We start from the raw sequence: 12,527 nt of genomic DNA, 5'->3' as shown, positions 1-12,527 counted from the left end.
GGCCAACGCGGCTCTGGATGATGCAGGCAAGCTGACCGGTGACCTCGTGTCTGCCCGGGAAAACGGTGAGTCCGTCCTGGTGGGCGCAGAACGCGTCCAGTACATGGACGTGTCTCCTGCACAGATCGTCTCGGTGGCGGCTTCCCTGGTTCCGTTCCTGGAGCACGATGACGCCAACCGCGCTTTGATGGGCGCCAACATGTCCCGTCAGGCCGTGCCTGTACTTCGTCCCGAAAAGCCGCTGGTCGGCACGGGCATTGAGCGGGTTGCTGCGGTTGACTCCGGCACCGTGGTGACTGCCAACCGTGGCGGTGTGGTGGACTACGTTGATGCCACCCGCATCGTGGTGCGCGTGAATGATGCAGAAGCCCTCGCCGGCGAAGTCGGTGTGGACATCTACAATCTGATCAAGTACCAGCGTTCCAACCAGAACACCAACATCCACCAGCGTCCTATCGTCAAGATCGGCGACAAGCTGGCCAAGGGTGATGTGATTGCCGACGGTGCATCGACTGACCTGGGCGAAATCGCCATTGGCCAGAACATGCTGATCGCGTTCATGCCGTGGAACGGCTACAACTTCGAGGATTCGATCCTGATTTCCGAGCGCGTGGTGGCTGAAGACCGCTACACCTCGATTCACATCGAAGAACTCGTCGTGATGGCCCGTGACACCAAGCTGGGTGCCGAAGAAATCACGCGCGACATTCCCAACCTGTCCGAGCAACAGCTGAACCGCCTCGACGAATCCGGCATCATTTATGTCGGCGCTGAAGTCCAGCCGGGCGACACGCTGGTCGGCAAGGTCACGCCCAAGGGCGAGACCACGCTGACACCGGAAGAAAAGCTGCTACGCGCCATCTTCGGCGAAAAGGCCAGCGATGTGAAAGACACCTCGCTGCGCGTGAGCCAGGGCTCGCAAGGCACCGTGATCGACGTGCAGGTCTTCACCCGTGAAGGCATTGTGCGCGACAAGCGTGCCCAGCAGATCATCGACGACGAACTCAAGCGTTTCCGCCTGGACCTGAACGACCAGCTGCGCATTGTGGAAGCCGACGCCTTCGACCGCATCGAAAAGCTGTTGATCGGCAAGGTTGCCAATGGCGGTCCGAAGAAGCTGGCCAAGGGCACCAAGATCGACAAGGCCTATTTGGCCGATGTCGAGAAGTACCACTGGTTTGACATTCGTCCTGCCGATGACGAAGTGGCTGCGCAGCTCGAAAGCGTCAAGAACTCGATGGAGCAGACGCGCCACAGCTTTGACCTGTCTTTCGAAGAAAAGCGCAAGAAACTCACGCAGGGCGACGAATTGCCAGCGGGCGTGCTCAAGATGGTCAAGGTTTACCTTGCCGTCAAGCGCCGCCTGCAGCCTGGCGACAAGATGGCYGGCCGYCACGGCAACAAGGGTGTCGTGTCCAAGATCGTTCCGGTCGAAGAYATGCCGCACATGGCCGATGGCACACCGTGCGACATCGTGCTGAACCCGCTGGGCGTGCCTTCGCGGATGAACGTGGGCCAGGTGCTTGAGGTGCATCTGGGCTGGGCCGCCAAGGGCCTGGGCCATCGCATTGGGGACATGCTGCAAGCCGAAGCCAAGGTGCAGGAAATCCGCAAGTTCATGGAAACGATCTACAACAAGTCAGGCCGCGCAGAGGACCTGGCGAAGTTGTCGGATACCGACATCATCGAGATGGCCGGCAACCTGACCACCGGCGTGCCTTTTGCCACTCCCGTGTTTGACGGTGCTTCCGAGGCCGAGATCATGGGCATGCTCCAGCTGGCTTATCCGGACGACATTGCCAAGGCCAAGGGCCTGACGGCGACACGTACCCAGGCTCAGCTGTATGACGGCCGCACGGGCGATGCGTTCGAGCGCACGACCACGGTGGGCTACATGCACTTCCTGAAACTTCACCATCTGGTGGACGACAAGATGCACGCGCGCTCGACCGGTCCTTACTCGCTCGTTACCCAGCAGCCGCTGGGCGGCAAGGCGCAGTTCGGTGGACAGCGTTTCGGCGAGATGGAGGTCTGGGCGCTGGAAGCGTACGGCGCCGCCTACACGCTGCAGGAAATGCTCACCGTCAAGTCCGACGACGTACAGGGCCGCACCAAGGTCTACGAAAGCATCGTCAAGGGCGAGCACGCGATCACGGCCGGCATGCCCGAGTCGTTCAACGTGCTGGTCAAGGAAATCCGCTCGCTCGGTATCGACATCGAACTCGAACGCAGCTAATCAACAGGAAAGAAAAGGATTTAACTCATGAAATCATTACTCGACCTGTTCAAGCAATTCACGCCGGATGAGCATTTCGATGCCATCAAGATCGGCATGGCTTCGCCCGAAAAGATCCGCTCGTGGTCTTTCGGCGAAGTGAAGAAGCCTGAAACCATCAACTACCGTACCTTCAAGCCGGAGCGCGACGGTCTTTTTTGCGCCAAGATCTTTGGCCCCATCAAGGACTACGAATGCCTGTGCGGCAAGTACAAGCGCCTGAAGCATCGCGGTGTCATCTGCGAAAAGTGCGGCGTTGAAGTCACGCAGACCAAGGTTCGCCGCGAGCGCATGGGGCACATCGACCTGGCCGCACCGTGTGCGCACATCTGGTTCCTGAAGTCGTTGCCGTCGCGCCTGGGCCTGGTGCTCGACATGACGCTGCGCGACATCGAACGCGTGCTGTACTTCGAAGCATATGTCGTTACCGATCCCGGCATGACCCCGCTGAAGAAATTCAGCATCATGTCGGAAGACGACTATGACGCCAAGCGCAAGGAATACGGTGATGAATACACCGCCAAGATGGGCGCCGAAGGCATCAAGGACCTGCTCGAAGGGCTGGATCTCGACGTTGAAATCGAGAAGCTGCGCAATGACCTGACCGGCTCCGAAATCAAGATCAAGAAAAACGCCAAGCGCTTGAAATTGATGGAAGCGTTCAAGAAGTCCGGCATCAAGCCGGGCTGGATGGTGCTGGACGTGCTGCCTGTACTGCCGCCGGACCTGCGTCCGCTGGTGCCGCTGGACGGCGGCCGTTTTGCGACCTCCGACCTGAACGACCTGTATCGCCGCGTGATCAACCGCAACAGCCGTCTGCGCCGTTTGCTGGAGCTGAAAGCGCCTGAAATCATTGCCCGCAATGAAAAGCGCATGCTGCAGGAAGCCGTCGACTCGCTGCTCGACAACGGCCGCCGTGGCAAGGCCATGACGGGCGCCAACAAGCGCGCACTGAAGTCGCTGGCCGACATGATCAAGGGCAAGTCAGGCCGTTTCCGCCAGAATTTGCTGGGCAAACGCGTCGACTACTCCGGCCGTTCCGTGATCACCGTGGGCCCAACACTCAAGCTGCACCAGTGCGGCTTGCCCAAGCTCATGGCGCTGGAACTGTTCAAGCCCTTCATCTTTGCGCAGCTTGAGTCGCGCGGCATCGCCACGACGATCAAGGCAGCCAAGAAGGAAGTCGAATCCGGCACGCCAGTGGTGTGGGATATCCTGGAAGAGGTGATCAAAGAGCACCCTGTGATGCTGAACCGTGCGCCTACGCTGCACCGTTTGGGCATTCAGGCCTTTGAACCCATCCTGATCGAGGGCAAAGCCATCCAGCTGCACCCGCTCGTCTGTTCGGCCTTCAATGCCGACTTCGACGGTGACCAAATGGCTGTCCACGTACCACTGTCGGTAGAAGCACAGATGGAAGCCCGCACCCTGATGCTGGCTTCGAACAACATCCTGTTCCCTGCCAACGGTGAGCCCTCCATCGTCCCGTCGCAAGACGTGGTGCTGGGCCTGTACTACACGACCCGCGACCGTACCAACGGCAAGGGCGAAGGCCTGGTGTTCTCCGACACTGGCGAAGTGCGCCGCGCATTTGACGCAGGTGAGCTTGACCTGAACGCCCGCATCAGCGTGCGCCTGACCGAGTACACCAAAGACAAGGCCACAGGCGAATTTGTGCCGTCGACCAAGCTGTGGGAAACCACGGGCGGCCGTGCACTGCTGTCCGAGATCCTGCCCAAAGGTTTGCCTTTCTCCAACATCAACAAGGCGTTGAAGAAAAAGGAAATCTCCAAGCTGATCAACGTGTCTTTCCGCAAGTGCGGATTGAAAGAGACCGTGGTGTTTGCCGACAAGCTGCTGCAGTCGGGCTTCCGCCTGGCGACAAAAGCCGGCATCTCGATCTGCATCGACGACATGCTGATCCCCAAGGAAAAGCCCGCCATCATTGCGCGCGCACAAAAGGAAGTCAAAGAAATCGAGCAGCAGTATGTCTCGGGTCTCGTGACGTCCGGCGAGCGCTACAACAAGGTGGTCGATATCTGGGGCAAGTCCGGCGACGAAGTGTCCAAGGTCATGATGGCCCAGCTTTCGAAAGAAAAAGTGCTGGACCGCAATGGCAAGGAAGTCGAGCAGGAGTCCTTCAACTCCATCTACATGATGGCCGACTCCGGCGCCCGCGGCTCTGCTGCGCAGATTCGCCAGGTCGCCGGTATGCGCGGTTTGATGGCCAAGCCTGACGGCTCCATCATCGAAACGCCGATTACCGCCAACTTCCGTGAAGGCCTGAACGTGCTGGAGTACTTTATCTCCACCCACGGCGCCCGTAAGGGTCTGGCCGATACGGCGCTGAAAACAGCCAACTCCGGCTACCTGACCCGCCGCCTTTGCGACGTGGTTCAGGATCTGGTGGTCACCGAAGAAGACTGCGGCACGCAAGAGGGTTCACTCATGCGCGCCATCGTCGAGGGCGGTGAAGTCATTGAATCGCTGCGCGACCGTATCCTCGGCCGCACGGCGGTCGAAGACATCCTGCACCCGGAAAACCGCTCGGTGCTGGCCAAGGCCGGGATTATGCTGGACGAAGACCTGATCGAAGAGCTCGAAGCAGCCGGCGTGGACGAAGTGAAAGTGCGTACTGCGCTGACCTGCGAAACCCGTTTCGGCCTGTGCGCCAAGTGCTATGGCCGAGATCTGGGCCGCGGCGGCCTCATCAACATCGGCGAAGCCGTCGGTATCATCGCCGCGCAGTCGATCGGTGAGCCCGGCACGCAGCTGACGATGCGGACCTTCCACATCGGTGGTGCCGCATCGCGCGCAGCGATTGCCTCCAGCGTCGAAGCCAAGTCCAACGGCGTGATCGGTTTCAATGCACCGATGCGCTATGTGACCAACAGCAAGGGCGAGCTGGTCGTGATCGCCCGTTCCGGCGAGATCATCATCCATGATGAGCACGGCCGCGAGCGTGAGCGCCACAAGGTGCCTTATGGCGCCACGTTGACCGTCAAGGCCGACCAGACCATCAAGGCCGGCGCCATTCTGGCCAACTGGGATCCGCTGACGCGCCCCATCATTACCGAGTTCGCCGGCAAGGTGGCCTTCGAGAATGTGGAAGAAGGCGTGACGGTTGCCAAGCAGGTCGACGATGTGACGGGTCTGTCCACCCTGGTGGTGATCGATCCGAAACGCCGCGGCGCCACGAAGGTGATCCGCCCGCAGGTCAAGCTGATTGACGCCTCCGGCCACGAAGTCAAGATCCCCGGCACCGATCACTCGGTGACGATTGGCTTCCAGGTGGGCGCGCTGGTCCAGGTGCGCGACGGCCAGGACGTGGGCCCCGGCGAAGTGCTGGCCCGTATCCCGATCGAAGGCCAGAAGACCCGCGACATTACCGGCGGTCTGCCGCGTGTTGCTGAGCTCTTCGAAGCCCGTACGCCGAAAGACAAGGGTACGCTGGCTGAAATGACCGGTACTGTGTCCTTCGGTAAAGAAACCAAAGGCAAGGTTCGCCTGCAGATCACCGACCCTGAAGGCAAGGTCTGGGAAGATCTCGTGCCCAAGGAGAAGAACATCCTGGTGCACGAAGGCCAGGTGGTCAACAAGGGCGAGTCGATTGTGGACGGCCCGGCCGACCCGCAAGACATCTTGCGCCTGCTGGGTATGGAAGAGCTGGCCCGCTACATCGTCGACGAAGTGCAGGATGTTTACCGTCTGCAGGGCGTGAAGATCAACGACAAGCACATTGAAGTGATTGTTCGCCAGATGCTGCGCCGCGTGGTCGTTGAAAACGTGGGTGATTCCAGCTACATCGCTGGTGAACAGGTCGAGCGTTCTGCCATGCTGGATGCCAACGACGCCTTGCGCGCTGACGGCAAGATTCCGGCAACGTTCAGCAACTTGCTGCTCGGTATCACCAAGGCTTCGCTGTCGACCGATTCGTTCATTTCCGCGGCTTCCTTCCAGGAAACCACCCGCGTGCTCACCGAGGCTGCCATCATGGGCAAGCGCGACGAGTTGCGTGGCCTGAAAGAAAACGTGATCGTCGGCCGCCTGATTCCTGCCGGTACCGGCATGGCCTACCACGAGGCACGCAAAGCCAAGGACCAGATGGACGATGCAGAGCGCCGTGCCATTGCTGAAGCCGAAGCGGCCGAGCTCGAAGCCATGCCCGCCGCAGCCGAAGCGGGTGGCGACAGTGCGGCTACCGAGTAAGCCAGACTGACTCCCGCGCCGCAAAAGGCGCAAGGCCCCACATCCCGCAAGGGTGTGGGGCTTTTTTTATGGGCAGGACGGCCGCCACGTGGCAATAATGCAGACGGGAATTTAAGCGAAATTTGGGTTTTGCGCATATCGGGTGTGCGTAACCAGCTATCAAAATCATAGCGTTTTCATGGTATTCAAAAGCAGCCTGCCAACTTGCCGTTTGAGCCCAAAAACAGTTAACCTCGCGGCAGTCGCCCGCCGAGCTGTCGGGTGAGTGTCAGCTCATGTCGCACCAAGGAATATCCATGCCTCTTAGCACGCTTGTTTTCGTCATTGTGTTTGCCTTGCTGGTTTTCTGGGCCGTAGGCGCCTACAACCGGCTGGTTCGGCTGAAAAACATCATTGCCAACGCTTTCGCCCAGATCGATGTGCAGCTCAAGCGCCGCTACGACCTGATTCCCAATCTGGTCGAAGCCGCCAAAAAATACCTGCAGCATGAGCAAAGCACGCTTGAGGCGGTGATGCTTGCGCGCAACCAGGCACGCGCGGCCAGCGATGCGGTGCGCAGCCGCCCTGCCAATGCCGGCGCCGTTGTGGCGCTGGCCGCTGCCGAACAGTCGCTGGACGGCAGCCTGGGGCGGCTTTTTGCCGTAGCCGAGGCCTACCCCGAACTCAAGGCCGACCAGACCATTCGTGAACTCAGCGAAGAGCTCACCAGCACCGAAAACAAGGTTGGTTTTGCCAGGCAGGCTTATAACGATGCCGTGCTGGACTACAACAATGCGCAGGGGCAGTTTCCCGCGCTGCTGATTGCCCGCACGTTTGGGTTCGCGCCTTCAGCCATGCTGCGCGCAACCGAAACACCGGCCGAGCGCCAGGCTGTGCGTGTCCAGTTCTGAAAACGTGGCCCCCACGCTTGTCACTTCGTGTACCACGCGAGGCCTTGCAGGTCGCGGCTCGCGAGACGCTTCGCCTGCGGCCCGGCAAAGCCGGTTCCGCGGTCCTGGCTGGTTTGGATCCTCTGTAAGCTGCCTGCGTGCTCCTCGGGTATTGAAGGGTGAGATGACCCGAGGGGCTGTGAATGCGCTTTTTTGAGCGCCAGGAGACAGCGCGCGGGCAGACCACGCGGCTGCTAGTGCTGTTCGGCTTGACGGTGCTTGCGCTGGTTGTGGCCGTCAATGCCGCGCTGGCGCTCACCTGGCGTCTCGTGGCCTCCGGCTTCAGTGGCTACCCCGGCTACTTCTTTGCGGTCAACACGGGCATGACCCTGCTGTTCGTGTTTGGCGGCTGGTGGCTGGAAACCTCTGCGCTGAAGGGCGGCGGTGAGAAGCTGGCGCGCCGTGCGGGTGCCCGGGAAGCCTGGCCAGCCAGCCGGGAGGCCGAACAAAAGCTGTGCAACATCGTGAGTGAGCTGGCTATTGCCGCCAGCATGCGGCCGCCCCAGGCCATGGTGCTCGACCGGGAAGAGGGCATCAATGCGTTTGCCACCGGCTGGGATGAGGACGACTCGGTGGTGGCGGTAACGCGCGGTGCACTGGAGTACCTGACACGCGACGAGCTGCAGGGCTTGGTGGCGCATGAATTCAGCCATATACGCGAAGGCGATACGCGTCTGAACATGCGGCTGGCCGGTATGGTGTTCGGGCTTGAGATGGTCTTCAACCTCGGACGCAGCATGTGCGCGCAGAACGACAGCGGCGGGCGTTCTTTCCTTGCCTTGCCCGGCTTTGCCATCATGACCACAGGCTCGCTCGGATGGCTTGCGGGGCGTGCACTGAAGGCGGCGGTGTCGCGCCAGCGCGAGTTCCTGGCAGATGCGCGAGCCGTGCAGTTCACGCGCAGCAAGGATGGCCTGGGTGGCGTGCTGCGCAAGGTGGCAGGCCAGCAGGCGCAGGGGCTGATGCCGCGCAGCGTGCACCCGGCCGTGCAGCACATGCTGCTGGTGGGCCTCCGTGCAGATACCCATTGGTTTGCCAGCCATCCGCCGTTGGCTGAGCGCATCCGCCGCATCTATGGCCGGTCAATGGAGGCGCTTCCCACGCAGCGTGATGATGAAATGCCAACGCGACCGGACGCCATTTTCTAGATTCGCCATGGCAGCAATAACTTTCCAATAAGCACATCGCCATTAGGTTGAACGGCAGGGCCCCAGCTGCTGCCGAGTACTGGATACTCCCTATAGGGTGCAGAGGGCGCCACGTTAAATTGTCAGTTGAAAAGGCGGCTGCCCAAAACGATAGGAGAACCTATGAGAACGTTACGTCTTCCAATATCCAGGAGGCTCAAGCGCCTTGCGCTGCCTTTGCTCTGCCTTGCGCTCGCCCCCATGGCGCATGCGCAAGACGCCGGCACCAAAGAAACGCTTTACGCCAGGGGTCTGGCGGCAACCTGTGCAAACTGTCACGGTACCAATGGCAAAGTGGTTCAGGGTTCCGCGGTCACCTCACTTGCAGGCCTCGACAAGGGTTACATCGTTGCGCAGATGAATGCCTTCAAGGCCGGCACGCGGCCCGCCACGGTGATGCACCAGATCAGCAAGGGTTTCAATGATGCGCAGATCGAGTCGCTGGCCACCTACTTTGCTGCACAGAAGAAGTAAGGAAAAGACACCATGAATACGCCTCTTCACTCCCCTTCGTTAGCAGGCTTCAGGCGCCGCTCTTTCCTGCAGTCAACGGCAGCCCTGGGTTTGCTAGGGCTGGCCGGCGGCGCCAGCACCGCTGAACCGTCCAAGGCCAGGGTTGTGGTGATTGGCGGCGGCTACGGCGGCGCCACGGCTGCCAAATATGTGCGCCTGCTGTCGGACAACAAAATCGACGTGGTGCTGATCGAGCCGCAGGACGCCTTTATCTCCTGCCCCATCTCCAACCTCGTGCTCAGCGGCGGCAAGCAGATCGGCGACATTACGACGTCTTATGCAGGCCTGTCGCGCAACCACGGCATCACCGTGGTGAAAGACTACGCCAGCGCCATCGACACCGTGAAGAAAACCGTCACGCTGGCTCGCGGCGCCACCATCGCGTATGACAAGCTGGTGGTCTCGCCCGGTGTGGAGCTGATATTCGGCAGCATAGAGGGCCTGAAGGCCGCCAACGACTCGGGCCGGATCCTGCAGGCCTGGAAGGCCGGTGCGGAAACCCTCGCGCTGCGCCGGCAGCTGGAGGCCATGCCTAACGGTGGTGTATATGCCATCACCATTCCCGAAGCACCTTACCGCTGCCCACCCGGCCCGTACGAACGCGCCAGCGTCATTGCTGGCTATTTCAAGGCCGCCAAACCGCGCAGCAAGGTGCTCATCCTTGATGCCAATCCGGACGTCACATCCAAAGGGCCGCTCTTCAAGAAAGTATGGGCCGAGCAGTACAAAGGCATCATCGAATACCGCGGCCAGCACAAGGCCACCGCGGTTGACGCCAAAGCCGGGATCATCAAGTTCGATGTGCAGGACGATGTCAAGGCCAACGTGCTGAATGTGCTGCCTTCCATGCGTGCCGGCACGATTGCCGTGCAGGCGAGCCTCAACAACCAGGCCAACAACCGCTGGTGCGGCGTGAATTACCTGACGTTTGAATCCACTGCCGCAAAGGATGTGCATGTGCTCGGCGACTCCATTCAGGTCGCGCCCGCCATGCCCAAGAGCGGCCACATGGCCAACAACCACGGCAAGGTGGCGGCCGCCGCGATCGTGGCCCAGCTCTCGGGCTGGGACGTCAACCCCGCGCCCATGCTCACCAATACCTGCTACAGCTTTGTCGACAACAAGAATGTGATCCATGTGGCCAGCGTGCATGAGTATGTGGTGGCAGAGAAAACTTTCAAGGCGGTAGCCGGCTCCGGCGGCGTCAGCGCCGGGCCTACCGAACTTGAGGGCGTCTACGCGCTGAACTGGGCCAGCAATATCTGGGCAGATAGTCTCAGTTAGCCCCCACGGTCGTTCGCTTCGCGTAACTCCCTGCCCCCCGAGGGGGCCGCTGCGCCTGCGGTCCGGCAAAGCCGGTCCCGCGGCCCCAGCTTGCAATTCGGAGTGGCACAGCGGGGACTTGCTACTGGTCTAATACAGGTTGCCGTCCCCTTCGGGCGGTATCCGTGAGACAAATGCAAGACAACCCGACCCAAGTCCCCCTGTGGCGCCAGCTGCAAGGGGCTGCCTCCCTGCTAATGGCTGTTCGTGACGGCCAGTCCATGACCGCCGCGCTGGAAGATGTGGACGCCGCGTTGCGGCCCGGCGTTCAGGCGCTGGGTTTTCACACCCTGCGCTGGCTGGGCCGCGCCGAGGCCTTGCGCCAGCAACTGGCGCGCCGCCCGCCGCCGCCTGAGGCCGACGCCTTGCTATGCGTGGCGCTGGCATTGATCTGGACGGAACATGGCGCCCCCTACACCGCGCACACGCTCGTTGACCAGGCTGTGGAAGCCGCCAAGCATGGGGATGCCACGCAGCACCAGGCCAGTTTCATCAACGGCTGCCTGCGCCGGTTCTTGCGCGAACGCGAGGAGCTGGTGGCACGCACCGAGAAAAGCCCGCAGGCCGTGTGGAACCATCCCCAGTGGTGGATAGACCGGGTGCGCAAGGATCACCCCGGGGACTGGCAGGCCATACTGCAGGCCAACAATACCCAGGCACCGCTGATCTTGCGCATTAATGAGCGAAAAACGACTCAAGCCCAATACCAGCATGCGCTGGCAGCTATCAATATTGAAGCAACACCGGTCGGCAGGCATGGTGTCATCCTCGCCCGTGCGCAGGCCGTTAGCTCGTTGCCGGGCTTTGCGGAAGGGCATTTTTCGGTTCAGGACGCCGCGGCGCAGCTGGCTGCGCCTTTGCTTCTGGATGATTTGAAAGCCGAGGGCGGTGAAGCCGGGAGGTTGAAAGTGCTGGATGCCTGTGCTGCACCGGGCGGCAAAACCGCTCACCTGCTTGAACTGACCGATTGCGACGTGACAGCGCTGGACATTGATGCGCGCCGCTGCGAGCGCGTGAAGCAGAATCTGCACCGCCTGGGTCTGCAGGCTGACATACGTGTCGGCGATGCCGGCCAGCCTGATTCCTGGTGGGATGGGCAGGCATTCGACGCGATCCTGCTGGACGCGCCCTGTACCGCTTCGGGCATCGTGCGGCGCCACCCGGATGTACGCTGGCTGCGCCGGCCCACGGACATCGCCCAATTGGCCGGCATCCAGGCGCATCTGCTGAAAACGCTCTGGCTTTTGCTCAAGCCCGGCGGGCGCCTGCTGTATTGCACCTGTTCAGTTTTTCGCGCGGAAGGCGACAACCAGATACAAACGTTTCTTACGCACCACACCGACGCCTTATTAAAGCCTTCGCCGGGGCATTTGCTCCCCCAAAGTGGCGTCGGAGCGACGGTCTTCCCGGACAATTTGATGCGTGAACACGACGGTTTCTATTACGCCCTCCTTGAAAAGCGCAGCCGCTGACAGCTGGCGGCGTGCGGTGGGCATCGTGGGGCGTTTTCTGCCGGGACTGTGCCTTTGCATCGCGATGGCCGCACCGGGATCGGCGTCGGCCACCGAGATCACGCAGCTGCGCGTGGAGCGCGGTGACGATGGTGTTCACCTGTCTGCRCAGGTCCGGTTTGAGCTTCCGGCGGTCGTGGAAGACGCCCTGCTCAAGGGGATCCCGATGTTTTTTGTGGTCGAAGCCGACATTTACCGCGACCGCTGGTACTGGACGGACCCGCGCGTGGCCAGTGCGGCCCGCACCGTTCGCCTGGCTTACCAGCCATTGACCCGCCGCTGGCGCGTCAACATTGCTTCGGGCCTCATCACCAGTTCGGCGGGCCTGCGCGCCACACTGAACCAGAATTACGAGACCCTTCCCGAGGCCCTGTCTGCCATCCAGCGCGTGGCGCGCTGGAAAATCGCCGATGCGGCCGAGGTTGACCCCGACGCCGCCCACAAGCTTGATTTCAGTTTCAGGCTCGACCTGACGCAGCTGCCGCGCCCCTTCCAGATCGGGGTAGCCGGGCAAAAAGACTGGAATATCTCCGCGCAGGTCAGGGAGCGGCTGAAACTGGAGCCCGCCACGCCTGTGGTC

Annotated in this window: 8 protein-coding genes; all 8 read left to right on the top strand. The window is 61.3% G+C overall.

Annotated features, from left to right (window positions below):
- On the top strand, positions 1-2,236 hold a 2,236-nt coding region (gene rpoB / locus AC1D1X_RS05605; RefSeq protein WP_477697948.1), incomplete at its 5' end, for a DNA-directed RNA polymerase subunit beta.
- A gap of 27 nt (positions 2,237-2,263) precedes the next feature.
- Positions 2,264-6,484 (top strand): DNA-directed RNA polymerase subunit beta', encoded by a 4,221-nt coding sequence (gene rpoC / locus AC1D1X_RS05600; protein ID WP_477670196.1) that lies wholly within the window; start codon positions 2,264-2,266, stop codon positions 6,482-6,484.
- Between the two features lie 296 nt (positions 6,485-6,780).
- Entirely contained in the window at positions 6,781-7,374 is a 594-nt protein-coding gene (locus tag AC1D1X_RS05595; protein ID WP_477670195.1) for a LemA family protein, read from the top strand.
- Positions 7,375-7,556: 182 nt separating this feature from the next.
- On the top strand, positions 7,557-8,561 hold the full coding sequence (locus AC1D1X_RS05590) for a M48 family metalloprotease (RefSeq protein ID WP_477670194.1): 1,005 nt from the start codon (positions 7,557-7,559) through the stop codon (positions 8,559-8,561).
- Positions 8,562-8,723: 162 nt separating this feature from the next.
- The gene (locus AC1D1X_RS05585) at positions 8,724-9,074 is read left to right on the top strand and encodes a c-type cytochrome (RefSeq protein ID WP_477670193.1); all 351 of its coding nucleotides are present in this window, start codon (positions 8,724-8,726) and stop codon (positions 9,072-9,074) included.
- Between the two features lie 12 nt (positions 9,075-9,086).
- Positions 9,087-10,397 (top strand): NAD(P)/FAD-dependent oxidoreductase, encoded by a 1,311-nt coding sequence (locus tag AC1D1X_RS05580; protein WP_477670192.1) that lies wholly within the window; start codon positions 9,087-9,089, stop codon positions 10,395-10,397.
- Between the two features lie 173 nt (positions 10,398-10,570).
- On the top strand, positions 10,571-11,908 hold the full coding sequence (gene rsmB / locus AC1D1X_RS05575; RefSeq protein ID WP_477670222.1) for a 16S rRNA (cytosine(967)-C(5))-methyltransferase RsmB: 1,338 nt from the start codon (positions 10,571-10,573) through the stop codon (positions 11,906-11,908).
- A gap of 64 nt (positions 11,909-11,972) precedes the next feature.
- Positions 11,973-12,527, top strand: a 555-nt coding sequence (locus tag AC1D1X_RS05570; protein WP_477697949.1) for a DUF4390 domain-containing protein, incomplete at its 3' end; no start/stop codon positions are given.

The organism is Polaromonas sp. P1_G4 (assembly GCF_056405475.1).
The sequence above is the reverse complement of the archived record's forward strand: the minus strand, read 5'-3'. Positions and strand labels throughout refer to the sequence as shown.

What these genes read in the sequence shown, in the direction of transcription:
- rpoC (WP_477670196.1), top strand. Translation starts at nt 2,264, where the DNA reads ATGAAATCATTACTCGACCTGTTCAAGCAATTCACGCCGGATGAGCAT.
- AC1D1X_RS05595 (WP_477670195.1), top strand. Translation starts at nt 6,781, where the DNA reads ATGCCTCTTAGCACGCTTGTTTTCGTCATTGTGTTTGCCTTGCTGGTT.
- AC1D1X_RS05590 (WP_477670194.1), top strand. Translation starts at nt 7,557, where the DNA reads ATGCGCTTTTTTGAGCGCCAGGAGACAGCGCGCGGGCAGACCACGCGG.
- AC1D1X_RS05585 (WP_477670193.1), top strand. Translation starts at nt 8,724, where the DNA reads ATGAGAACGTTACGTCTTCCAATATCCAGGAGGCTCAAGCGCCTTGCG.
- AC1D1X_RS05580 (WP_477670192.1), top strand. Translation starts at nt 9,087, where the DNA reads ATGAATACGCCTCTTCACTCCCCTTCGTTAGCAGGCTTCAGGCGCCGC.
- rsmB (WP_477670222.1), top strand. Translation starts at nt 10,571, where the DNA reads ATGCAAGACAACCCGACCCAAGTCCCCCTGTGGCGCCAGCTGCAAGGG.